Origin of the sequence: Pseudomonas inefficax, assembly GCF_032164165.1 — a bacterium.
Taxonomy (GTDB): domain Bacteria; phylum Pseudomonadota; class Gammaproteobacteria; order Pseudomonadales; family Pseudomonadaceae; genus Aquipseudomonas; species Aquipseudomonas inefficax.
This window is the reverse complement of the sequence record NZ_CP134401.1, coordinates 2,362,782-2,384,101: the sequence shown is the minus strand read 5'-3', so window position 1 is coordinate 2,384,101 and position 21,320 is coordinate 2,362,782. Positions and strand designations below refer to the sequence as shown.

The 21,320-nt window shown below is 63.3% G+C and carries 22 protein-coding genes; 15 read left to right on the top strand and 7 right to left on the bottom strand.

What is annotated here, in order from left to right; translation table 11 throughout:
• Window positions 1–86: 86 nt before the first annotated feature.
• The 5 genes from RIN61_RS10660 (at window position 87) to RIN61_RS10640 (ending at window position 4,120) form a co-directional block, all read left to right on the top strand.
• A complete protein-coding gene (locus tag RIN61_RS10660; protein WP_085621614.1) occupies window positions 87–872 on the top strand; it encodes a MetQ/NlpA family ABC transporter substrate-binding protein in 786 nt (261 codons plus the stop codon).
• Between the two features lie 303 nt (window positions 873–1,175).
• A complete protein-coding gene (locus RIN61_RS10655; protein ID WP_112249939.1) occupies window positions 1,176–1,841 on the top strand; it encodes an amino acid ABC transporter permease in 666 nt (221 codons plus the stop codon).
• Window positions 1,822–2,481 (top strand): amino acid ABC transporter permease, encoded by a 660-nt coding sequence (locus RIN61_RS10650; protein ID WP_025341019.1) that lies wholly within the window; start codon window positions 1,822–1,824, stop codon window positions 2,479–2,481. The genes RIN61_RS10655 and RIN61_RS10650 overlap by 20 nt, the downstream gene beginning before the upstream one ends.
• Window positions 2,478–3,251 (top strand): amino acid ABC transporter ATP-binding protein, encoded by a 774-nt coding sequence (locus RIN61_RS10645; RefSeq protein ID WP_112249780.1) that lies wholly within the window; start codon window positions 2,478–2,480, stop codon window positions 3,249–3,251. The genes RIN61_RS10650 and RIN61_RS10645 overlap by 4 nt, the downstream gene beginning before the upstream one ends.
• Window positions 3,248–4,120, top strand: a complete 873-nt coding sequence (locus RIN61_RS10640; RefSeq protein WP_112249779.1) for a transporter substrate-binding domain-containing protein — start codon at window positions 3,248–3,250, stop codon at window positions 4,118–4,120. The genes RIN61_RS10645 and RIN61_RS10640 overlap by 4 nt, the downstream gene beginning before the upstream one ends.
• A 129-nt stretch (window positions 4,121–4,249) precedes the next feature.
• Here the strand turns inward: RIN61_RS10640 and RIN61_RS10635 are convergent, their stop codons facing one another.
• Complete coding sequence (locus RIN61_RS10635) at window positions 4,250–5,068, bottom strand: alpha/beta fold hydrolase (protein ID WP_313857098.1); 819 nt, start codon at window positions 5,066–5,068, stop codon at window positions 4,250–4,252.
• A 65-nt stretch (window positions 5,069–5,133) separates the two neighbouring features.
• A complete protein-coding gene (locus tag RIN61_RS10630) occupies window positions 5,134–7,497 on the bottom strand; it encodes a penicillin acylase family protein (protein ID WP_313857096.1) in 2,364 nt (787 codons plus the stop codon).
• Window positions 7,498–7,584: 87 nt separating this feature from the next.
• On the opposite strand from RIN61_RS10630, the gene RIN61_RS10625 reads away from it, so the two are divergent.
• The gene (locus RIN61_RS10625) at window positions 7,585–8,151 is read left to right on the top strand and encodes a sugar O-acetyltransferase (protein ID WP_112249773.1); all 567 of its coding nucleotides are present in this window, start codon (window positions 7,585–7,587) and stop codon (window positions 8,149–8,151) included.
• Here RIN61_RS10625 and RIN61_RS10620 read toward each other — a convergent pair.
• Complete coding sequence (locus tag RIN61_RS10620) at window positions 8,130–8,699, bottom strand: DUF6436 domain-containing protein (protein ID WP_313857093.1); 570 nt, start codon at window positions 8,697–8,699, stop codon at window positions 8,130–8,132. The two genes, RIN61_RS10625 and RIN61_RS10620, sit on opposite strands and share 22 nt — an antisense overlap.
• Window positions 8,700–8,916: 217 nt before the next feature.
• On the opposite strand from RIN61_RS10620, the gene RIN61_RS10615 reads away from it, so the two are divergent.
• Window positions 8,917–9,843 carry a phospholipase BipL gene (locus tag RIN61_RS10615; protein WP_112249769.1) on the top strand — a complete coding sequence of 309 codons (927 nt, stop codon included), beginning with the start codon at window positions 8,917–8,919 and terminating at the stop codon, window positions 9,841–9,843.
• On the opposite strand, the gene RIN61_RS10610 is transcribed toward RIN61_RS10615, so the two are convergent.
• Window positions 9,844–10,596, bottom strand: coding sequence for a DUF2059 domain-containing protein (locus RIN61_RS10610; protein WP_112249767.1), 753 nt, complete (start codon window positions 10,594–10,596; stop codon window positions 9,844–9,846).
• A 113-nt stretch (window positions 10,597–10,709) separates the two neighbouring features.
• Between RIN61_RS10610 and RIN61_RS10605 the strand changes: the two genes are divergently transcribed.
• On the top strand, window positions 10,710–11,342 hold the full coding sequence (locus tag RIN61_RS10605) for a 2OG-Fe(II) oxygenase (RefSeq protein WP_112249937.1): 633 nt from the start codon (window positions 10,710–10,712) through the stop codon (window positions 11,340–11,342).
• Window positions 11,329–11,820, top strand: coding sequence for a 2-thiouracil desulfurase family protein (locus tag RIN61_RS10600; protein WP_112249765.1), 492 nt, complete (start codon window positions 11,329–11,331; stop codon window positions 11,818–11,820). The genes RIN61_RS10605 and RIN61_RS10600 overlap by 14 nt, the downstream gene beginning before the upstream one ends.
• A gap of 122 nt (window positions 11,821–11,942) precedes the next feature.
• Here the strand turns inward: RIN61_RS10600 and RIN61_RS10595 are convergent, their stop codons facing one another.
• Window positions 11,943–12,431, bottom strand: coding sequence for a substrate-binding periplasmic protein (locus tag RIN61_RS10595; protein WP_112249763.1), 489 nt, complete (start codon window positions 12,429–12,431; stop codon window positions 11,943–11,945).
• 226 nt (window positions 12,432–12,657) lie between these two features.
• On the opposite strand from RIN61_RS10595, the gene RIN61_RS10590 reads away from it, so the two are divergent.
• On the top strand, window positions 12,658–13,134 hold the full coding sequence (locus tag RIN61_RS10590; RefSeq protein ID WP_112249761.1) for a DUF4399 domain-containing protein: 477 nt from the start codon (window positions 12,658–12,660) through the stop codon (window positions 13,132–13,134).
• 166 nt (window positions 13,135–13,300) lie between these two features.
• On the opposite strand, the gene serA is transcribed toward RIN61_RS10590, so the two are convergent.
• On the bottom strand, window positions 13,301–14,530 hold the full coding sequence (gene serA / locus RIN61_RS10585) for a phosphoglycerate dehydrogenase (RefSeq protein WP_112249759.1): 1,230 nt from the start codon (window positions 14,528–14,530) through the stop codon (window positions 13,301–13,303).
• A gap of 170 nt (window positions 14,531–14,700) precedes the next feature.
• Between serA and RIN61_RS10580 the strand changes: the two genes are divergently transcribed.
• The 4 genes from RIN61_RS10580 (at window position 14,701) to RIN61_RS10565 (ending at window position 18,883) form a co-directional block, all read left to right on the top strand.
• Window positions 14,701–16,098 (top strand): FAD-binding oxidoreductase, encoded by a 1,398-nt coding sequence (locus RIN61_RS10580; RefSeq protein ID WP_112249757.1) that lies wholly within the window; start codon window positions 14,701–14,703, stop codon window positions 16,096–16,098.
• 25 nt (window positions 16,099–16,123) lie between these two features.
• On the top strand, window positions 16,124–16,789 hold the full coding sequence (locus RIN61_RS10575) for a fumarylacetoacetate hydrolase family protein (RefSeq protein ID WP_112249755.1): 666 nt from the start codon (window positions 16,124–16,126) through the stop codon (window positions 16,787–16,789).
• A gap of 183 nt (window positions 16,790–16,972) precedes the next feature.
• Window positions 16,973–17,890 carry an SdiA-regulated domain-containing protein gene (locus RIN61_RS10570; protein ID WP_313857087.1) on the top strand — a complete coding sequence of 306 codons (918 nt, stop codon included), beginning with the start codon at window positions 16,973–16,975 and terminating at the stop codon, window positions 17,888–17,890.
• A 90-nt stretch (window positions 17,891–17,980) separates the two neighbouring features.
• The gene (locus RIN61_RS10565) at window positions 17,981–18,883 is read left to right on the top strand and encodes an SdiA-regulated domain-containing protein (protein ID WP_112249751.1); all 903 of its coding nucleotides are present in this window, start codon (window positions 17,981–17,983) and stop codon (window positions 18,881–18,883) included.
• A gap of 104 nt (window positions 18,884–18,987) precedes the next feature.
• Here the strand turns inward: RIN61_RS10565 and rpiA are convergent, their stop codons facing one another.
• Window positions 18,988–19,662, bottom strand: coding sequence for a ribose-5-phosphate isomerase RpiA (gene rpiA, locus RIN61_RS10560; protein WP_112249749.1), 675 nt, complete (start codon window positions 19,660–19,662; stop codon window positions 18,988–18,990).
• Window positions 19,663–19,797: 135 nt separating this feature from the next.
• On the opposite strand from rpiA, the gene ilvA reads away from it, so the two are divergent.
• Window positions 19,798–21,312 carry a threonine ammonia-lyase, biosynthetic gene (gene ilvA / locus RIN61_RS10555; RefSeq protein WP_112249747.1) on the top strand — a complete coding sequence of 505 codons (1,515 nt, stop codon included), beginning with the start codon at window positions 19,798–19,800 and terminating at the stop codon, window positions 21,310–21,312.
• Window positions 21,313–21,320 lie beyond the last annotated feature (8 nt).

Genomic DNA, 21,320 nt, shown 5'->3' with positions numbered 1-21,320 from the left:
GGTATTGTCGCCCCACGCCCGCTGGTGAACCGGTTGGGCACCCGATTCGCCATCGTCGATGGCCCAGAACCAGAACAAGGACCACCATGAAGAAGACCCTGCTGACCACTGCCCTGGCCGCTGCCCTGTCGTTCGCCGGCCTGGCTACCGCCGCCGAAAAACTGGTGGTTGCTGCCACCCCGGTACCGCACGCCGAAATCCTCGAACTGATCAAGCCGACCCTGGCCAAGGAAGGTGTGGACCTGCAGATCAAGGTCTTCACCGATTACGTGCAGCCGAACGTGCAGGTTGACCAGAAGCGCCTGGACGCCAACTACTTCCAGACCCTGCCGTACCTGCAGAACTTCAACGAAGGCAAGGGCACCCACCTGGATACCGTGATCGGCGTGCATGTCGAACCCTTCGGTGGTTACTCGAAGAAGGTCAAGAGCCTGAGCGAGCTGAAAGAAGGCGCCACCGTTGCCATCCCTAACGAGGGCAGCAACAGCGGCCGCGCCCTGCTGCTGTTGCAGAAGGCTGGCCTGATCACCCTGAAGGATCCGAAGAACGCCCTGGCCACCCCCAAGGACATTGCCGAGAACCCGAAGAAGCTGAAGTTCCGCGAGCTTGAGTCGGCCATGCTGCCGCGCGTGCTGGATCAGGTCGACCTGGACATGATCAACACCAACTACGCCCTGGAAGCCGGCCTGAACCCGGCCAAGGACGCGCTGGTGATCGAAGGCAGCGACTCGCCATACGTGAACTTCCTGGTCGCCCGCCCGGACAACAAGGACAGCGAAGCCATCCAGAAACTGGCCAAGGCCCTGACCAGCCCGGAAGTGAAGGAATTCATCGCCAAGAAGTACCAAGGTGCGGTGCTGCCGGCGTTCTGATGCGCTTGCATTACCTGGCATGACCCAACGCCGACACTCTAGTGTCGGCGTTTTTGTTCGGGGGCATAGTTACCTGTGGGAGCGGGTTTACCCGCGAACACGGGCGAAGCCCGTGCCAGCCACCGCGTTGCGTGCTTCGCGGGTAAACCCGCTCCCACAAGGTTCTGCGTGCGCCGCCAATATATGCCTCCAGCGCGGAACTCTCAGTGATATGTATATGCAATAAAGATATTTATTAAAAAGTTTTTAGATCATTAGAGTCTAGCTATCGTGCCCACGCGCACTCTGCAGACCTGCTTCACCATGACCCTCGACATCGCATTCATCCTCGGCACGCTGCCCGCCTTCCTCAAGGCCGTGGGCGTGACCCTGCAGGTCGGCCTGATCGCCATCGCCATCTCGCTGCTGGTCGCCCTGGTCAATGCCACGCTGCTGGTATTGCGCACCCCATACCTGTGGCGCCTGGTAAAAGCCTACGTGGAGCTGGCCCGCAACACGCCGCTGCTGATCCAGCTGTTCTTCGTCTACTTCGCCTTGCCCAGCCTGGGCCTGAAGATTTCCGGCTTTGCCGCAGCGATCATCACCATGACCTTCATGGGCGGTGCCTATCTCACCGAGGTGCTGCGTGCCGGCATCGAAGCCGTGCCCCGTGCCCAGTTGGAATCCGGGCGTTCCATCGGCCTGTCCGAAGGCCAGCTGCTGCGCCACGTGGTGTTGCCCCAGGCCGGCATCCTCAGCCTGCCGGCACTGTTCGCCAACTTCATCTTCCTGCTCAAGGAAACCACAGTGGTATCGGCGGTGGCCGTGCCGGAAATTCTCTACACCACCAAGAACTACATCGCGCTGTACTACAAGACCTATGAAATGCTCACCGTGCTGACCCTGCTCTGCGTGCTGCTGTTCCTGCCGCTGTCGTTGCTGCTGCGTTATGTCGAAAGGAGGCTGCAACATGGCCAGCTCGGCGTCTGAGCTGCTACTGCAGGCATTGCCGCAGCTGGCTGGCGGCGCGGCGCAGACCCTGGCCATCTCTGCGCTGGGCATCCTCTTCGCGACGCTGGGCGGTGTGCTCTATGGCGTGCTGGCAACCTTGGGCAACCGGGCCTTGAACATTGCCTTGCAGGTGTACCTGGAGCTGTTCCGTGCCATCCCGGTGCTGGTCTGGCTGTACCTGGTGTTCTTCGGCCTGCCGATCTTCCTGGCCTTGAGCATCCCCAGCTTCTGGTGCGCGGTGCTGGTGCTGGGCCTGTGGGGCGCCAGCGAGGTGGGCGAGGTGGTGCGAGGCGCGCTGCGTTCGCTGCCGCGCGGCCAACGCGAGGCGGGGTTGTCGATCGGCCTGGCCGGCTGGCAGCTGTATGGCTATGTGCTGTTGCCACAGGCGCTCAAACGCATGACCCCGCCGACCATCAACATCTACACGCGGATCATCAAGACTAGCTCGCTGGCGGTGCTGATCGGCGTGGTCGAGGTGATCAAGGCCGGCCAGCAGATCATCGAACGCACCTACGAGTCGGTGCTGATCTACGGCGCCTTGTTCCTGTTCTTCTTCATCGTCTGCTATCCGCTGTCCGCCGCTTCACGCGTGCTGGAACGCCGCTGGGCCCACTCATGAGCGCATTGATCGAATTCCAGGGTTTCAACAAGTTCTTTGGCGAGCACCAGGTGCTCAAGGACGTCGACCTCCAGGTGGCGGCCGGCGAGGTGGTGGTCATTCTCGGCCCCAGCGGCTGTGGCAAAAGCACGCTGCTGCGCTGCCTCAACGGCCTGGAGCAGGCCCACAGCGGCCACCTGCGCCTGGCCGGGCAGGAACTGCTCGATTCACGCACCGATTGGCGCGAAGTCCGCCAGCGGGTCGGCATGGTGTTCCAGAGCTATCACCTGTTCGGTCACATGAGCGTGATCGACAACCTGCTGCTTGGCCCGCTCAAGGTGCAAAAGCGCGAGCGCGCCGAAGCCCAGGCCCAGGCCGAGGCGCTGCTGGCGCGGGTCGGCCTGCTGGACAAGCGCGACGCCTTTCCCCGGCAATTGTCCGGGGGCCAGCAACAGCGCATCGCCATCGTGCGTTCGCTGTGCATGAACCCCGAGGTAATGCTGTTCGACGAGGTTACCGCAGCCCTCGACCCAGAAATGGTCAAGGAGGTGCTGCAGGTGATCCAGGGCCTGGCCCGCGACGGCATGACCTTGCTCATCGTTACCCACGAAATGGCCTTCGCTCGCGCGGTGGCCGACCGCATCGTGTTCATGGAGGCCGGCAGGATCCTTGAACAGGGCGACCCCGAGAGCTTCTTCACACGACCGCGGACCGCACGCGCGCAGCAGTTCCTGGAGAAATTCTCCTTCGTAGAAAGCCTGCCGAAGACATTGCACAAGGAACTGTCATGAAAACTGCCAACCTCACCAAACTGCTGGCGCCGTTGTTCGGCCTGGCCCTGCTGGCCGGCTGCAACAAGGCTGAAGAACCACCCAAGCCGGCGGCGGCCTCGCCGGCAACCAGCTACCTGGAGACCATCAAGGCCCGCGACAAGCTGATTGTCGGCGTGTTCACCGACAAGCCACCGTTCGGTTTCGTCGATGAGCAGGGCCGCTACGTGGGCTTTGATACCGATATCGGCCGGCGCCTGGCCAAGGATCTGCTAGGTGATGAAAACAAGGTCGAGTTCGTTGCCGTGGAGCCAGCCAGCCGTATCCCGTTCCTGCAGAGCGACAAGGTCGACCTGATCCTCGCCAACATGACCGTGACCCCGGAGCGCAAGGAGGCGGTGGACTTCACCAACCCCAACCTGCGCGTTGCCGTGCAGGCCATCGTCGCGGATGGCAGCCCGGTGCAGAAGCTCGAAGACCTGGCCGACAAGACCATCATCGTCACCACCGGCACTACCGCTGATATCTGGCTGACCAAGAACCACCCGGACTGGAAACTGCTCAAGTTCGAGAAGAACAGCGAGTCGCTGCAGGCGCTGGCCACCGGGCGTGGCGATGCCTATGCGCAGGACAACCTGATTCTGTTCAGCTGGGCCAAGCAGAACCCGGGGTACCGCGTGCTGCCTGAGCTGCTGGGTGACGAGGCACCGATTGCACCGGCGGTGAAGAAGGGCAACACCGAGCTGCGTGACTGGGTGAATGCCGAGCTGGCCAAGCTGGGGGAGGAGAAGTTTCTGCTGAAGCTGTATGACCAGTATGTGCGCAAGGAACTGAGCGATGACACCAAGCCGGAAAGCGTGATCGTGGAAGGGGGCAAGTGGCAGGGTTAGTCGGATAAATGAGGCCGTTGTGGGAGCGGGTTCACCCGCGAACACCGGCGAAGCCGGTGCCATGCACCGCGTTGCCTGCTTCGCGGGTGAACCCGCTCCCACAAGGGCTGCAAAGCAGCTCCGGCAATCTCACTGGTTACGCGGCAGCCAGTTCAACAGGAACTCATTCACCACCGGCGGGTTCTCCAGGCTAGAGATATGCCCCGCAAACGGAATCTGCGCCGCCAGGCAACCAATGATCCGCGCCATTTCATTGGACTCTTTCGGCGGCCGCGGAATGTCCTGGTCGCCGCACATCAGGATGGTTCTCTCGCTTGCCAGCTGCTTGAGTTGCTCCAGCAGGTCGCGTCGTCCGAAGATTATCCGCCCCATGGGGTCAAGGCTCTCGCGAATGATTTTCGCAGTGCTTGCCTTTAGCTGGGTACGAAACCGCTCGCGGATTTCCGGCACCGTCTCGACGGTTGGGTGGAAAAAAATAGGCACGATGATGTCAAGCAGCGGGTCGGTGAATTCGCCGGCCTCGCTCGCTTGATCCAGCAAGGCAAAGTATTTGAGCCGGGTTTCCTCCGGCTCGGCGCCCAGGTAAGTGTCCATGAGCACCAGGCGGTCAATTCGTTCAGGGTGGGCAGCAGCCAGCGGTGCACCCCACATACCGCCTACCGATAGCCCGACCAGGTGGCATTTGGGAATGTCCAGGGCGTCCAGCAACGCCAGATGCTGGCGGACCAGGCTGTCCATGTCGATGGTCGTGGCAGGCGGAGCATCGGAGCGGCCGTGGCCCCACAGCTCGGGGACGATGACGCGGAAATGTTGCGACAGGGCGTCGATCTGCGGCTGCCACATCTCGGCGTCCCACAGATAGCTGTGGCCGAGCAGGACCGGGAAGCCTTGGCCCTGGTCGATGTAGCTCATGCGGGCGCCGTCGATTTCGATGAATTGTCTTTGCATGGGGTGGGTCTCGGTTTGGAGTGTTGTAGGGATTCGAAATTGTCGGGGGCTGCATGGCAGCCCCTTTACTGAGCTGGCACCAGACGCAAGGTACTCTGCGCCGGAATCACCCCCATCTGCGCCTTCTGGTACTGCCCCTGCACATACCCTTCGGCCTGGTCCGCATAATGCCGGTCGAACGGCACGCCACTCTGCCCGACCGGGTTGCTGGTCAGCGCTTGCCCGGCATCGGCAAAGTCGACCAGCCGCCGCGTCGACGGCCCATAGGTCACCGGCCATGGCGCCGGGCCGATCTTCGCCGAGAGGTTGTTCGGCACTTCATGAGTGCCCGGCGCGGCGAACGGGCCGACGTTGAATAGCAGGTTCAGCGGCTTTTTAACCCCCAGCGGGTGGTTGTGGGTCAAGGTATGCGCCTTGCCCCACTGCCAGCTGGCCGGGTCACTGCCAAAGGTCTCGCGCAGGTGCTTCAGGCTGTTCTGCCAGGCCGTGCGCACCACGAGGGTACGGTCGGTACGCTGGTTGCCTCCGCGGGTATTCCACCACGGCGAATCGGCATCCGCCGCCAGGCGCGGCAGGGCGGCGTCGATGGCGCGGGTGCTGATCAGCACCGGGAACCAGGTGTCGCCCAGTTCGTCATGCAGGGCCGCGAATGCCAGCTCGTAGAGGAACTGGTTGAACAGCGTGGCGCTGGTCGAGTCGAGCGGGTAATCGCCGCCCCAGGCTGCCAGTTGTTCGACCAGCTCCTTCTCTTCGTCACCTTCGGCCACTGCGCGTAGTGTTGCCAGCAGCGGCGCAAGGGTGCGCGGCCCATGGTCGCTGGCAGTGTCCAGCTGCAGCGCCTGGCTGTTCTGGGTATCCCACTTCACATCGGGGTTGGCCAGGTGGCGGTCGAGCTGGCGGCCTCGGTCCGGCAGGTTGTAGTAACCGGGTATCGGCACCGCCGCCGGAGGCTGGTAATTGGCAGAGACGATGTAACCGCTCGCCGGGTTTTCCTGCTGCGGGTTGACGCTGAAGGGATAGAAGCCGAGCTTGTCCGCCTGCGTACTGGCACCGTCGAGGATGAACGCGGGTTCGACGCCGTCGGGGCGGATCGGCAACTGCGCCGCTGCCCACCAGCCGATATCGCCACGGGCATTGGCCCACACCAGGTTGAGCCCCGGCGCATGCACCTTGGCCGCAGCCTCGCGCATCTTGCCCAGCGTATCGGCGCGGTTGAGCTGGTAGAAACCGTCGAGGATCGGGTTTTCGGTTTCCAGAAACGCCCACCACATGGCGATGGGCGTAGGCCCGGCAGTGGCGCCCAGCACATCGTTGATGATCGGGCCATGGGGCGAGCGGCGCAGGCTGAGGGTGACCGGTGCTTCGCCTTTGACGGCAATCTGTTGCTCGGTCTTTTCCAGCGCCTGCCATTTGCCATCGACCATCACCTGGTTGGCGTCGGCCGGGTTGGTGCGCTCGGCGATCAGGTCGACGTCGTCGTTCTGGAACATGGTCAGGCTCCAGCCGAAATCGCGGTTGTGGCCGAGCAGGGCGAACGGGTTCAGCGCCTGGAAGTAGCCATACAGGTTGAAGCCCGGCGCCGACAGCTCGGCCTCGTACCACACAGCCGGCACCGCGAAGCCGATGTGCGGGTCGCCGGCCAGCAGCGGCCTGCCACTGCGGGTGTGGCTGCCGGCCACGGCCCAGGCGTTGCTGCCCTCGAATTGCGGGATGCCCGCATCGCCCAGTGCATCATGGCTGAGGCGGGCGAGGGCCTGCAGGCCTTGCCAGTCGGCAGCGGCCAGCGGTGTACCCAAGGCGCCCTCGGGCTGCCAGGCCAGATCGAAGATGTTCAGGTACTCAGGGCCCAGCTGGTCGCGGATGTAGGTGAGCGCGGGCTCGGTCCGGAACGCGGCGGCAAAGCTGTAGGCCAGGTAGCCGGCGATGCTCAGGGTGTCTTCGGCGCTGAACGGGCGCGGGGGGATGCCGAGCAGGTCGAATTCCATGGGCTTGGGGTGGCTGGCCTGCCAGCTGTTCACCCCGTCGAGGTAGGCCTGCAGGGCTTGCCAGGCGGCTGACTGGTGGTCCTGACGCTTGGCCATCAGTGCTGCCTGTTCGCGAATGCGCAGGCTGCGGAACAGGGTGTCGGTGGGCAGCAGCTTGTCGCCCAGCACCTCGGCCAGCTCGCCTCGGGCCAGGCGGCGCAGGATCTCCATCTGGAACAGCCGGTCCTGGGCATGCACGTAGCCGAGGGCACGGTACAGGTCGGGCTCGTTCTGCGCCTGCAGGTGCGGCACGCCGCGGGCATCGTAGCGCACGCTGACCGGCGCCTGCAGGCCGGCGATGGCGACCTCGCCCTCGCGTTGCGGCAGCTTGCCCTGCACGTACCAGTATCCGGCGCCGGCGGCCGCGGCAACCACCACGGCCAACAGGGTCAGGCTGCGCTTCATGCAGGCTCCTTGTGCGTTCAAGCGAAAAATGTGGTCCGATGATCGGCGGATTCGCGAACAGAGCATAGCCCCCAGGAAGGAGTTTCCATGTCCCTCAGCGAAAAACAGAAAATGCTTACAGGCCAGCTCTATCACGCTGGCTGCCCCGAGCTGCAGGCCGAGCAGATCACCAACAAGCACTGGATGCACCGTTACAACAGCAGTGTCGAACTGCTCAACGACGCACGTCATGGGCTTCTGGTCGAGCACTTTGGCCAGGTCGGCGAAGGCGCGGTGATCCGCCCGCCGTTCTATTGCGACTATGGCTATAACATCAGCGTCGGCCGCAACACCTTCATGAACTTCAACTGCGTGATCCTCGATGTGCTGCCGGTGCGTATCGGTGATGACTGCCAGATCGGCCCCAACGTGCAGATCTATACCGCCGACCACCCGCTCGACCCCGAGGTGCGCCGCACAGGGCTGGAGAGCGGTCGGCCGGTGACCATCGGCAACAACGTGTGGATCGGCGGTGCGGCGATCATCCTGCCGGGGGTGATCATTGGCGACAACGCCGTGGTGGGGGCTGGCAGTGTGGTCACCCGTGATGTGCCGGCAGGCGCGGTGGTGGTGGGCAACCCTGCTCGGGTGCGTCAGCCGGCCCAGGGGCAGTAGCAGCCCACCGCCAGGGTATTGGAGGCATTCACCTGGCGGCCGTCGAGTAGTGCCTTGAGGATCGGCTCGATGAAGCTGTTGCTGGCATTGCACACCGTGCCTTCGCTGTAGGGGCCGAAATAGGCCAGGCGACCCTGCCGGTCCCAGATGGCCACGGCTGGGGAGGCGGGCAGCTGCTCGCTGCCGGGCAGGCTGGCGAGCGGCTTGAGGGCAGTGAGGTTCGCGGGCAGCTGGCCATGGCTGCCAGGCTTTTGCAGCACGTGGAAGGTCACGCCCTGGCTGGCGAACTGGCTGACCAGTTCACCTAGGTGCTGCTGGTTGCCGACGTTGCACGGGCAGGCCGGGTCCCAGAAGTGCACCACGCGGATCGGGCCTGGTCCGGCCAGTTCGGAGGGCAGTTGCAGTTGGCTGCCGTCGAACAGCGTTGTCTGGTTGTCGAACGGGCGCAGGTAGCGGGCCTGGAAGGTGGTGTAGGCCTGCCAGAGGGTGACGGCGCCGACCAGGAGGGCGATTGCCGTGCTTAGCTGTTTGATGGTCCGAGTCTTCATGAATTTCCCGCGGCCCCTGTAGGAGCGGCCTTGTGTCGCGAAAGGGGTGCGAAGCGCCCCCAAGATGTGTGCATCAAGCTGATATTGCTGGGGCCGCTTTGCGGCCCTATCGCGACACAAGGCCGCTCCTACAAGTTCGAAGGTGAGCAAGCTTGCCACGACGCCAGCCAGAGCTGAATATCCCAGATCAATACTTGCTTCGCTGTGGATGTACCCGATGCCCGCTGCCTTTCACCCTGACCTCCTGCGCACCAGTCTGGCGCCGTTCACCGTTCGCCAGCCGTTGTCGGCCCAGGCGCAGGACTACCAGCGCTTCTATGGCCTGAACCTGTCGGCCAACAGTTGGCTGGGCGGCTTCCAGGCCGCAGGCTTCGAGCTGGTCGGGCAAGCCTGGCTACCCGACCAGCCGAGCGCGACGCTGTTCCTGCTGCACGGTTATTACGACCATATGGGCCTCTACCGGCATGTGATCGATTGGGCGCTCAAACAGGGTTTCGCCGTGATCAGCTGCGATCTGCCCGGCCACGGTCTGTCCAGCGGCGAGCGGGCCAGCATCAGTGATTTCGCGCTGTACCAGCAGGTGCTGGAGGCGTTGTTCGAGCAGGCGCGCACGCTGCAATTGCCGCGCCCCTGGCACCTGTGCGGGCAAAGCACCGGTGGCGCCATCGCCGTGGACCACCTGCTGCACCAGGGCGCGCGCAGCCCCATCGATGGCCAGGTCATCCTGTTGGCGCCGCTGGTGCGGCCCTGCGCCTGGCGCTGGTCGAAGCTGAGCTATCGCGTGTTGCGTCACTTCGTGAACGGCATCGAGCGGCGCTTCAGCGAGAACACCAATGACCCGACCTTCCTGCCGTTCCTCGAAGCCGACCCGCTGCAACCGCGCCGCCTGCCGACGGCCTGGGTGGGTGCCTTGATTGCCTGGGTCAAACGCATCGAGGCCGCGCCGCGCAGCACGCGGCGGCCGTTGATCGTGCAAGGAGAAGCGGATGGCACGGTGGACTGGCCGTACAACCTCGAAGTGCTCAAGGCCAAGTTTGCCGAGCCGCAGATTCTGATGCTGCCCGAGGCCCGTCACCACCTGGCCAACGAGCTGCCGGGCATTCGGCAGCGCTACTTCGACTTCATCGACCAGCGCCTGGGCTGATCACTTCAGGTCGCTGCTGCTCTGGCCAACCGCCAGGCCTGCGCGTACTGCGGCCAGGGCGGCCTGGTAGTAAGCCTTGCCGTCTGGCGACTCGGCAAAGGTGGCGAACTCTTCCAGCTCGGCGTCGGACAGGTCACGGTAGACATACAGCAACGTGTTGTTGAGGTCTTCGCCGATCTGGCTCATCAAACGCTGGCGCTGACCATCGAGCAGGCCCTGGGCCTGGCCGCCGCCGAACAGGCCGGGGATCATCGAGCTGAGGCTGTCGGCGGCCACGCCGGCGATGGCCAGGCTCACTTCGGCGCCGGCTTCGCGCGCTGGCAGGGCCTGGGCCAGGTGCCCGATTATCAGCAGGCGATCATCGCTGGCCTGAATCTTCGGCAAGCCCTTGGCATTCCTGGCCAGCTCGTCCTTGCGTGTGGCCTTGAGCTCGGCAGCCACAACCTTGCGCCCCAGCGGCGACCGGAAGAAGGCCAGCGCCGGTGCCGGGTTGGCCAAGGTTGCGCGCAGCTGCGCCTGGGCGCGACGGTCCACCGCCTGGGCCTGGAAGCGCTGGTTGCTGTTGTTTACCAGTGCCTGGTACACGGCGGGTGGCAAACTGTTGCGGTAGCGCTCCTGGGCGGCGGTCAGGGCATCATTGAAATGGGCGCGCTGGTCGGGCCAGCCGGCGGCCTTGTACAGTTGATCCAGGTTGTCTGCCCAGACAGGCACGGTGCAGATCATCAGCAGAATCAGGGAAAACAGACGGCGCATTCAGGACTCCTGTCGGCAGGTGGCTATTGTCCGTGGCCGGGCGCCAGTTTGTCGAGATATCCGCATGCTTCTCGGCCAAGTGGCGCTGTGCGCCGGCATGGCTAATGGATATGATGCGCGCCATGCACACCTCCCCTGAACACCCGATGCTTGCGGCCGTCGTCGACGATCTGGCCACCCATGGCTGGTCCCAGCAGGCGCTTTTTCTGCCTGCCGACCTGGTGCGCGCGCTTGCGGCCGAGTGCCGCCGCCGTGATGCCGAAGGCGAACTCAACCCGGCAGGGGTTGGGCGCGGGGCTGCCCAGGAGGTGCGCGAGGCCATTCGCGGCGATCAGATCCAGTGGATCGACCCTGGCCAGGCCGAGGCCTGCGACCAGTACCTTGGCGCCATGGACCAGCTGCGCCAGGCCATCAACCAGGGCCTGTTCCTGGGCCTGGAAGACTTCGAGTGCCACTTTGCCTTGTACCCGCCGGGGGCGTTCTATCGCCGGCACCTGGACCGCTTCCGCGACGATGACCGGCGCATGGTGTCGGCAGTCCTGTACCTGAATGAAGGCTGGCAGCCGCAGGACGGTGGCCAGTTGCGCATGTTCCTGGCGGACGGTGTCGAGCATGATGTCGAGCCGGTGGCGGGCTGCCTGGTGGTGTTCCTGTCGGGCGAGGTGCCCCATGAGGTGCTGCCGGCAGGGCGTGAGCGGCTTTCGTTGACCGGCTGGTTCCGGCGCCGTGGCAATGACCCCTTCTGACCTGCCCAAGGTGCTGGTCAGCGCCTGCCTGCTGGGGCAGCCGGTGCGCTATGACGGCCGCGCCAGTGGCCACCCCGACCTGTTGCAGCGCTGGCAGGCCGAAGGGCGCGTGGTGCCGTTGTGCCCGGAAGTGGCGGGTGGCTTGCCGACCCCACGGCCGCCTGCCGAGATTCCGGGCGGGCAGGGCGCTGAGGTGCTCGAAGGTAGCGTGCAGGTGCTGACGGTGACGGGCGAGGATGTCAGCGCCGAGTTTCTGGCCGGGGCGCAGCGGGCGCTTGAGCTGGTGCGCCAGCATGGCATTCGCGTGGCGGTGCTGAAGGCGGGTAGCCCTTCGTGTGGCAACCGGCTGACCTACGACGGCACGTTCAGTGGTGTGAAGGTGGCCGGGGAAGGGGTGACCACGGCGTTGCTGCGTCGGGCGGGGGTGCAGGTGTTCAGCGAGCTGGAGCTGGAGCAGGCACAGCGGGCCTTGGAGTAATCCTGTACCGGCCTCTTCGCGGGTGAACCCGCTCCCACAGGTTCTCCACAGCCCTCAAGGCTTGTGATGTCCCTGTGGGAGCGGGTTCACCCGCGAAGAGGCCGGTACAGGCAGCAAAAATCCTATTGTTCGGCCGCAGTCTCAGGCACACCCTTGAACCACTTCTGCTCAAGCTCGGCAGTTCGCCCGTTGTCCTTGAGCCGCTGCAGTGCATTGTTCACCGCGCTCTCGAACGCCGGGTTGTCCTTCTGGAACGGGATCACCAGCTGCTTCTCGCTGAACGGCAGGCTCACATCAAGTGGGCCGTCACCCTTGGGAGATTCGCTCGACGGGGTCAGTGCGATGTCGTACTTGCCAGCCTCGACACCCGGCAGCACCTCAGCGGCAGGGGCTTCGATGAATTCGGCGCGCAGGTCCAGTTCCTTGGCCAGCGCCTGGCCGAAGTCGATCTCGAAGCCGCTCAGGTGGTCGTTTTCCTTGAACGCGTACGGCGAGTTGTCGGCCTGCACGGCAATGCGCAGTTCGCCCCGGTCGGCAATATCATCAATCAGCTCGGCCTGAGCCAATGGCGTGATCAGTACCGCCAGCATTACTCCAATGGTCGTCCGCATGAAAAGCCCCTTTATCTTTTTGGCAGATGAATAACCTTCGCCACGGCTTTCTTCCTCGCCATGGTCGAGCGCAGCCTATGACCTTGAAGCCTCGGCATTGTTTAACCCTGACTGAAATATTTCTGCCCGACGATGTGAACATCTGGGCGTACATATCAACTAAGGTGAACCACCGCCGCCACTGGAATACTGGCGGCGGTCAATAAGTGAATCACAGGAGAAGTGAATGAACAGCCTATTTTCGCGTGCTGCCGTTGCTGGTCTGTTGATGGGAGCGTCAATGTTCGCCAGCGCCGCAGATGTCCTGAAAAGCCAGGAGCCGCCCAAGGAGGCCAAGGTCTTCATCGTTTCCCCCGCCGATGGCGCAACGGTCGACAAGACCTTCACCGTCAAGTTCGGCATCGAGGGCATGGCGCTCAAGCCTGCGGGTGACAGCACCCCGCACAGCGGGCACCACCACCTGCTGGTGGATGTGGACAAAGAGCCGGTGGCCGACATGGCGCTGCCGACCAGCCTGATGCCACAGGCCGGCACCGCATTGCCGGACGGCCCGCAAGTGCTGCACTTCGGCAAGGCGCAGACCGAAACCAGCATTACCCTGACCCCGGGCAAGCACACCCTGCAACTGGTGCTGGGTGACCAGTATCACGTGCCGTTCAAGCCGAGCGTCGTGTCGCAGAAGATTACTGTCGATGTGAAATAGGTGTCGGATTCTTCGCGGGTAAACCCGCTCCCACAGGGATCCCACAGGTCTGAAGCTTGTGGTGATTCTGTGGGAGCGGGTTTACCCGCGAAGCAGGCGACGTCGATATCACAGGTAAAAAAAAGGGAGGCCACCAGGGCCTCCCTTTTTCATGCCGCCAGCGAACTTAGAACAGGACGCGGGAACGGATGGTGCCCTTGACCTGTTGCAGCTTCTCTTGCGCCAGGTCGGAATACTCGGCGTCAACGTCGATCACCACGTAACCGACTTTCTCGTTGGTCTGCAGGAACTGACCGGAGATGTTGATGCCGTTCTCGGCGAAGACCTTGTTGATCTCGCTGAGCACGCCCGGGATGTTTTCGTGGATGTGCAGCAGGCGGTGCTTGCCCGGGTGCGCCGGCAGGGCCACTTCCGGGAAGTTGACCGAGGATACCGAGGTACCGTTGTCGCTGTACTTGACCAGCTTCTCGGCCACTTCCAGGCCGATGTTGGCCTGGGCTTCGGCAGTGGAACCACCGATGTGCGGGGTCAGGATCACGTTGTCCAGGCCACGCAGCGGGCTTTCGAACTGCTCGTCGTTGGAGCGCGGTTCGACCGGGAACACGTCGATGGCGGCGCCGATCAGGTGCTGGTCCTTGATGGCGGCGGCCAGGTGGTCCAGCTCGACCACGGTGCCACGGGCGGCGTTGATCAGGATCGCGCCCTTCTTCATCGCGCGGATTTCCTTCTCGCCGATCATCCACTGGGTGGACGGCAGCTCAGGCACGTGCAGCGAAACGATGTCGGCCAGGCCCAGCAGCTCGTGCAGGCTGGGGACCTGCACGGCGTTGCCCAGTGGCAGCTTGGTCAGCGGGTCGTAGAAATACACCTGCATGCCCATGTTCTCGGCCAGGACCGACAGCTGGGTGCCGATCGAGCCATAACCGACGATACCCAGCTTCTTGCCGCGGATTTCGAAGGAGTTGGCCGCGCTCTTGATCCAGCCGCCACGGTGGCAGGAAGCGTTCTTCTCGGGGATGCCGCGCAACAGCAGGATGGCTTCGGCCAGTACCAGTTCGGCTACCGAACGAGTGTTGGAGTATGGCGCGTTGAACACGGCGATACCGCGCTCGCGGGCAGCTTCCAGGTCGACCTGGTTGGTGCCGATGCAGAAGCAGCCAACAGCGACCAGTTTCTTGGCGCAGTCGAAGATCTCTTCGGTCAGCTGAGTGCGCGAACGGATGCCGATGAAGTGGGCATCGGCGATCTTTTCCTTCAGCTCGGCTTCCGGCAGCGAACCAGTGAGGTATTCGATGTTGGTGTAGCCGGCGGCCTTGAGGGTATCGACCGCGTTCTGGTGCACACCTTCAAGAAGAAGGAACCGGATCTTGCTCTTGTCGAGAGAAGTCTTGCTCATCTGCGTAAACCTGTATCCCGGAGAAAAAATGGCGAGGGTGATGCCAGGCGCAAAGGCAGCCTTAGCATGAACAGCGGGAGGGCTATGCTAGCATACGCGACACAATCTGAGCTTATCCCGACAGGTGAAGAGTGCTCAGGGTGACTATGAATAAGTCGAGAGTTCCAGCGATGACCCACCCCGCTGTAATTGATGAACTGATGACCCTTGTCGACCCTGGCAAGGTCCTGACCGACGCAGCTTCCCTGGAAGCCTATGGCAAGGATTGGACCAAGCATTACCCACCGGCGCCCAGCGCCATCGTTTTCCCCAAAACAGTAGAGCAGGTACAGGCGATCGTTCGCTGGGCCAATACGCACAAGGTGGCGCTGGTGCCGTCTGGCGGGCGTACCGGGCTATCCGCAGGCGCCGTGGCGGCCAATGGCGAAGTGGTGGTCGCCTTCGATTACATGAACCAGATACTCGGCTTCAATGCTTTCGATCGCACAGTGGTTTGCCAGCCAGGGGTGATTACCCGCCAGCTGCAAACCTTCGCCGAAGAGCAGGGCCTGTATTACCCGGTGGACTTCGCCTCCAGCGGGTCCAGCCAGATCGGCGGCAATATCGGCACCAATGCCGGCGGGATCAAGGTGATTCGCTACGGCATGACTCGCAACTGGGTGGCCGGGCTGAAAGTGGTCACCGGCAAGGGCGAGCTGCTGGAGCTGAACAAGGACCTGATCAAGAACGCCACCGGCTACGACCTGCGCCAGCTTTTCATCGGTGCCGAAGGCACGCTGGGCTTCGTGGTCGAGGCCACCATGCGTCTGGACCGCGCGCCGCGCAACCTCACCGCGATGGTGCTGGGTACGCCGGACTTCGACTCGATCATGCCGGTGCTGCATGCCTTCCAGGGCAAGCTGGACCTGACCGCCTTCGAGTTCTTCTCCGACAAGGGCCTGGCCAAGATCCTGGCGCGTGGCGACGTGCCGGCGCCGTTCGAGACCGACTGCCCGTTTTACGCGCTGCTGGAGTTCGAGGCCAGCACCGAAGAGGTGGCGAACGAAGCCTTGGCCACCTTCGAGCACTGCGTCGAGCAGGGCTGGGTGCTGGACGGGGTGATGAGCCAGAGCGAGACCCAGCTGAAAAACCTGTGGAAACTGCGTGAGTACCTGTCGGAAACCATCTCGCACTGGACCCCGTACAAGAACGACATTTCTGTCACGGTCTCGAAAGTGCCAGCGTTCCTGCGCGATATCGATGCCATCGTCGCTGAGCATTACCCGGATTACGAAGTGGTGTGGTACGGCCACATCGGTGACGGCAACCTGCACCTGAACATTCTCAAGCCCGAGCACATGAGCAAGGACGACTTCTTCGCCTCGTGCACCAAGGTCAACAAGTGGGTGTTCGAGATCGTCGAGCGCTACAACGGCTCGATCTCCGCCGAGCATGGTGTTGGCATGACCAAGCGTGACTACCTGGGCTACAGCCGCTCGCCCGAAGAAATCGCCTGCATGAAGGCAATAAAGGCCGTGTTCGACCCTAACGGCATCATGAATCCGGGTAAGATCTTCGCACCTGAATAGAAAGCAGCATCCAGAGGAGTCGGCCATGAGTTACCAGCACCAGTACGTAGACGGCACACGCATTCACTTCCCGTTGGGCAAGGTGGTGTGTATCGGCCGTAACTATGCCGAGCATGCCAAGGAGCTGGACAACCCGATCCCCACCGAACCGCTGCTGTTCATCAAGCCGGGTAGCTGCGTGGTGCCGGCCGAGGGCGGTTTCAAGATTCCGGTCGAGCGTGGCTCGGTGCACTACGAGGCGGAAATTGCCGTGCTGCTGGGCAAGCCGCTATCGACTCATCCGAGCGAGGAGGAGGTGCTGGATGCCATTTCCGGTTACGCCCCGGCGCTGGACCTGACCCTGCGCGATGTGCAAGCCAAGCTGAAGGAAAAGGGCCTGCCCTGGGAGCTGGCCAAGTGCTTCGACGGCGCCTGCGTATTGCCGCCGTTCGTGTCGGCTGCCAGTTTCGAGGATGTGACCGACATCCCGGTGCGCCTGACCGTCAACGGCGAAGTTCGCCAGGACGGCAACAGCGCGATGATGCTCAACCCCATCGTGCCGATGATCCAGCACATGGCCGCGCATTTTTCGCTGCAGGCTGGGGATGTGATCCTCACCGGCACCCCGGCTGGCGTAGGGCCGTTCAGTGTCGGTGACGAAGTGGTGCTCGAGCTGCCGGGTGTGAGCCGCTTCGAAAGCCGGGTACTCTGACTCGAAACCGCGTCGCCTTCTTCGCGGGTAAACCCGCTCCCACAGGAATTTCACCAGCCTCAGGCCTGTGGAGACCCCTGTGGGAGCGGGTTCACCCGCGAAGAGGCCGGTCCTGTTTACCGATTTTTCACACCCGATCAGGATAATGCGCGAACCTATGCCCATTCTCCTCAGGACCCCCGCATGCCATCACCCAGCGCCCCGGCAACCCCAAAGCGTCGTTTCTTCCTGCGCTGGCCCTTCGGCCTGGCCGTGGCAGCGGTAATCGGCTATGGCGTGGCCGTGGCCATGCACTGGGATGACCGCGGCGCGCTGTGGGTCAAGGAAAGCTTCGAAAGCACCGCCGAACGCAGCGAAAGCGTATGGCTGCCGGACTACCAGGTGGATATCGATGCCAAACCTTTGCCGGGCATGGACGATGATGAAGCTTCGGATGTGGCCTTCAACCCACGTACCCGCACGCTGTTCGCTGTCATGGGCAAGAACCCGATCCTGGTCGAACTGAGCCTGGATGGCGATGTTCTGCGCAAGATCCCCCTAAACGGCTGGAACAACCCCGAAGGCGTCGCCGTGCTGGAAGACGGCTACCTGGCAATCACCGACGAGCGCCTGCACGACCTGACCGTGGTCAAGGTGGATGCGCAGACCACCGTGTTGAACCATGATGATTTCCAGAGCCACGACCTCGGCCAGTCGGTGAAGAGCAACAAAGGTTTCGAGGCGGTAGCTTGGGACCCGCTGCGCCAGCGCCTGGTCATCGGCGAGGAGCGCCCGCCCAAGCTGTACACCTGGAACACCGATGGCCGCAGCCCGCTCACGGGCGAAAAGCAGCCGTTGTCCAGTGACGAACTGGACCTGCGCAACCTCTCGGCGCTGGGTGTCGACCCGCGTACAGGCCACCTGCTGGTACTTTCGGCCGATTCCAACATGCTCCTGGAGCTGGACGAGCAGGGCCAGCAAGTCAGCTTCATGACCTTGCTCGGCGGTTTCAACGGCCTGCAGGACACCATCCCGCGTGCCGAAGGGGTGGCCATGGACGACAAGGGCAACCTGTACATGGTCAGCGAGCCGGCCCTGTTCTATCGCTTCAGAAAGAACTGAGCCCAATATCCGACTTTTCGGATGCTGGCATTAAGCTTTACTTCAGTTGTTCATGGTTAGATTCGCCACCCCTATGTCGAGTCTGCCCCCATGCGCCGTTTTGTTCGCCCGTTTCCTGTTCTGGCCGTCATCGGCTTGATCCTGCTCGGCTTGGCCGGGCAGGAGTTTCGCCTGTTCGAGCGTGGCTGGTTCAACCTCAAGGCCTGGTGGCAGCCAGCCGAACAGAGCATCGGCCTGGACCGTTACCAGGTAGTGGTTGAGGCGCAGCCGGTTGAAGGGCTGGATGACGACATATCGGCGCTGACCTACGACCCCGATCGCAAGACTCTGTTTACAGTCACCAATGCCCGCTCGGAGCTGATCGAGCTGTCGCTGGACGGCCGCATCCTGCGCCGGGTACCGCTGACCGGCTTCGGCGACCCGGAAGCCGTGGAGTACGTCGGGCCCAACAGCTATGTGATCACCGACGAGCGTCAGCAGCGGCTGATTCGCGTGCGCCTGGAAGACGACACGATGTTCCTTGATGCCGGCGATGCCGAGCAGCTGACCCTGGGCATTGGCCTGAACGGCAACAAGGGCTTCGAGGGGCTGGCCTACGATTCGGCGGGCAAGCGCCTGTTCGTTGCCAAGGAGCGCGACCCGATGTTGATCTACGAGGTGCATGGCTTCCCGCACGACAAACCTGAGCAGCCCTATGCGGTGCATGTGGTGCAGGACCGCAAGCGCGATTCGCGGCTGTTCGTGCGGGACCTGTCGAGCTTGCAGTTCGATGAGCGCAGCGGGCATCTGCTGGCGCTGTCGGACGAGTCGCGGCTGGTGCTGGAGCTGGATGTCGAGGGTCGGCCGCTGAGTACCATGTCGTTGCGCAAGGGGTTTCAGGGGTTGCAGGCGACGGTGCCGCAGGCGGAGGGGATTGCGATGGACGAGGCGGGGACCATCTACCTGGTCAGTGAGCCGAACCTGTTCTATGTGTTCAAACAGCCAGCGGAGTGAGTGCCTGTGAGGACCTATTCGCGGGTGAACCCGCTCCCACAGGGATGTCACGGGCCTTGAGGCCAGCGCATTACCTGTGGGAGCGGGTTTACCCGCGAAGGGTTTTACTCGGCCTTCAGGCTTTTCACGCCCTCAGCGGTACCCAGCAACAGCAAATCCGCCGGCCGCGCCGCGAACAGGCCGTTGGTCACCACGCCAACGATGGCGTTGATCTGCGCTTCCAGCTCCACCGGGTTGGTGATCTGCAGGTTGTGCACATCGAGGATCACGTTGCCGTTGTCGGTAACCACGCCCTCACGGTAAACCGGGTCACCACCCAGCTTGACCAGCTGACGCGCCACGTGACTGCGGGCCATAGGGATCACTTCGACCGGCAGCGGGAAGGCGCCCAGCACCGGTACCAGTTTGCTGGCGTCGGCGATGCAGATGAAGGTCTTGGCCACTGCAGCGACGATTTTCTCGCGGGTCAGGGCTGCGCCGCCGCCCTTGATCAGGTTCAGGTGCGCGTCGCTCTCGTCGGCGCCGTCCACGTAGAACTCCAGTTCGCTGACGCTGTTCAGCTCGTAGACCGGGATGCCATGGCCCTTCAGACGCTGGGCGGTGGCTTCGGAGCTGGCGACCGCGCCGTCGAAGGCGGTCTTGTGCTGAGCCAGGGCGTCGATGAAGAAGTTGGCGGTCGAACCGGTACCGACGCCGACGACGCTCTTTTCATCCAGCTTGGGCAGAATGATGTCGACAGCGGCCTGGGCGACGGCCTGTTTGAGTTGGTCCTGGGTCATGCGGGCTCCGAGAGGGGCAGGTGCGGTTTTGAAAAGAGCCTAGTATAACGGCTCGGGCGGCTTTGCTGTGGTCGCCCGACGTAGCGCTGGGGTAGACTCCCAGCCCTTGTCCCGCGGCCCAGTGATGCTTTCCCGATGCTCGAACAGTACGTCAAGAAGATCCTCACCTCGCGCGTCTACGACGTTGCGGTCGAAACCCCGCTGCAGAGCGCGGGGCAGCTGAGCAAGCGCCTGGGCAACCAGATTCTGCTCAAGCGCGAAGACTTGCAGCCGGTGTTCTCGTTCAAGATCCGCGGGGCCTACAACAAGCTGGCCCAACTGACACCGGATGAGCTAGCCCGTGGCGTGGTCACCGCCTCGGCCGGCAACCACGCCCAGGGCCTGGCCTTGGCCGCACGCGAGATGGGCATCAAGGCCACTATCGTGATGCCCAAGACCACCCCTGAGATCAAGGTCGAAGGCGTGCGTTCGCGGGGCGGCAAGGTGGTGCTGCATGGCGACTCGTTCCCCGAGGCGCTGGCCTATTCGCTGAAACTGGTCGATGAAAAGGGCTTCGTCTACGTACACCCCTACGACGATCCGCACACCATCGCCGGGCAGGGCACGGTGGCCATGGAAATCCTGCGCCAGCACCCTGGCCAGCTGGACGCCATATTCGTGCCGGTGGGTGGCGGTGGCCTGATCGCCGGGATTGCTGCCTACGTGAAGTACCTGCGCCCGGAAATCAAGGTGATTGGCGTCGAGCCGGACGACTCCAACTGCCTGCAGGCGGCCATGGCGGCCGGCGAGCGCGTGGTGCTGCCGCAGGTCGGGCTGTTCGCCGACGGCGTGGCGGTGGCGCAGATCGGCCAGCACACCTTCGATATCTGCCGCCACCATGTGGATGAAGTGGTCACCGTCAGTACCGACGAGATCTGCGCGGCCATCAAGGATATCTACGATGATACCCGCTCGATCACCGAACCTGCCGGTGCCCTGGGCGTGGCGGGCATCAAGAAGTACGTCGAGTTGTACGGCGTGACCGGGCAGACTCTGGTGGCCATCGACTCCGGTGCCAACGTCAACTTCGACCGCCTGCGGCATGTGGCCGAGCGTGCCGAGCTGGGTGAAAAGCGCGAAGCGATCATCGCCGTTACCATTCCCGAGCGCCCGGGCAGCTTCAAGGCCTTCTGCGAGGCTATCGGCAAGCGCCAGATCACCGAGTTCAACTACCGCAAGCACACCTCCGACGAGGCGCATATCTTCGTGGGCGTGCAGACCCACCCGGAAAACGACCCACGAGCGGCGCTGGTGCAGCAGCTGACCGAGCAGGGCTTCCCGGTTACCGACCTGACCGACAACGAGCTGGCCAAGCTGCATATTCGCCACATGGTCGGTGGCCATTCGGCCGGTGCCAGTGACGAGATGGTGCTGCGCTTCGAGTTCCCCGAGCGGCCAGGGGCGCTGTTCAACTTCCTCAACAAGCTGGGCGGGCGCTGGAATATCTCGATGTTCCATTACCGCAACCATGGCGCCGCTGACGGGCGCGTAGTGGCGGGGTTGCAGGTGCCGGAGGACGAGCGCCACCTGGTGCCGGCGGCGCTGGCGAAGATCGGCTACCCGTACTGGGACGAGACTGACAACCCGGCCTACAAGCTGTTCCTGGGCTGAGCAGCTAA

Bases quoted from the DNA above. Each gene is read 5' to 3' on its own strand.
- RIN61_RS10660 (WP_085621614.1), top strand. From the start codon at position 87: ATGAAGAAGACCCTGCTGACCACTGCCCTGGCCGCTGCCCTGTCGTTC.
- RIN61_RS10655 (WP_112249939.1), top strand. From the start codon at position 1,176: ATGACCCTCGACATCGCATTCATCCTCGGCACGCTGCCCGCCTTCCTC.
- RIN61_RS10650 (WP_025341019.1), top strand. From the start codon at position 1,822: ATGGCCAGCTCGGCGTCTGAGCTGCTACTGCAGGCATTGCCGCAGCTG.
- RIN61_RS10645 (WP_112249780.1), top strand. From the start codon at position 2,478: ATGAGCGCATTGATCGAATTCCAGGGTTTCAACAAGTTCTTTGGCGAG.
- RIN61_RS10640 (WP_112249779.1), top strand. From the start codon at position 3,248: ATGAAAACTGCCAACCTCACCAAACTGCTGGCGCCGTTGTTCGGCCTG.
- RIN61_RS10635 (WP_313857098.1), bottom strand. From the start codon at position 5,068: ATGCAAAGACAATTCATCGAAATCGACGGCGCCCGCATGAGCTACATC.
- RIN61_RS10630 (WP_313857096.1), bottom strand. From the start codon at position 7,497: ATGAAGCGCAGCCTGACCCTGTTGGCCGTGGTGGTTGCCGCGGCCGCC.
- RIN61_RS10625 (WP_112249773.1), top strand. From the start codon at position 7,585: ATGTCCCTCAGCGAAAAACAGAAAATGCTTACAGGCCAGCTCTATCAC.
- RIN61_RS10620 (WP_313857093.1), bottom strand. From the start codon at position 8,699: ATGAAGACTCGGACCATCAAACAGCTAAGCACGGCAATCGCCCTCCTG.
- RIN61_RS10615 (WP_112249769.1), top strand. From the start codon at position 8,917: ATGCCCGCTGCCTTTCACCCTGACCTCCTGCGCACCAGTCTGGCGCCG.
- RIN61_RS10610 (WP_112249767.1), bottom strand. From the start codon at position 10,596: ATGCGCCGTCTGTTTTCCCTGATTCTGCTGATGATCTGCACCGTGCCT.
- RIN61_RS10605 (WP_112249937.1), top strand. From the start codon at position 10,710: ATGCGCGCCATGCACACCTCCCCTGAACACCCGATGCTTGCGGCCGTC.
- RIN61_RS10600 (WP_112249765.1), top strand. From the start codon at position 11,329: ATGACCCCTTCTGACCTGCCCAAGGTGCTGGTCAGCGCCTGCCTGCTG.
- RIN61_RS10595 (WP_112249763.1), bottom strand. From the start codon at position 12,431: ATGCGGACGACCATTGGAGTAATGCTGGCGGTACTGATCACGCCATTG.
- RIN61_RS10590 (WP_112249761.1), top strand. From the start codon at position 12,658: ATGAACAGCCTATTTTCGCGTGCTGCCGTTGCTGGTCTGTTGATGGGA.
- serA (WP_112249759.1), bottom strand. From the start codon at position 14,530: ATGAGCAAGACTTCTCTCGACAAGAGCAAGATCCGGTTCCTTCTTCTT.
- RIN61_RS10580 (WP_112249757.1), top strand. From the start codon at position 14,701: ATGACCCACCCCGCTGTAATTGATGAACTGATGACCCTTGTCGACCCT.
- RIN61_RS10575 (WP_112249755.1), top strand. From the start codon at position 16,124: ATGAGTTACCAGCACCAGTACGTAGACGGCACACGCATTCACTTCCCG.
- RIN61_RS10570 (WP_313857087.1), top strand. From the start codon at position 16,973: ATGCCATCACCCAGCGCCCCGGCAACCCCAAAGCGTCGTTTCTTCCTG.
- RIN61_RS10565 (WP_112249751.1), top strand. From the start codon at position 17,981: ATGCGCCGTTTTGTTCGCCCGTTTCCTGTTCTGGCCGTCATCGGCTTG.
- rpiA (WP_112249749.1), bottom strand. From the start codon at position 19,662: ATGACCCAGGACCAACTCAAACAGGCCGTCGCCCAGGCCGCTGTCGAC.
- ilvA (WP_112249747.1), top strand. From the start codon at position 19,798: ATGCTCGAACAGTACGTCAAGAAGATCCTCACCTCGCGCGTCTACGAC.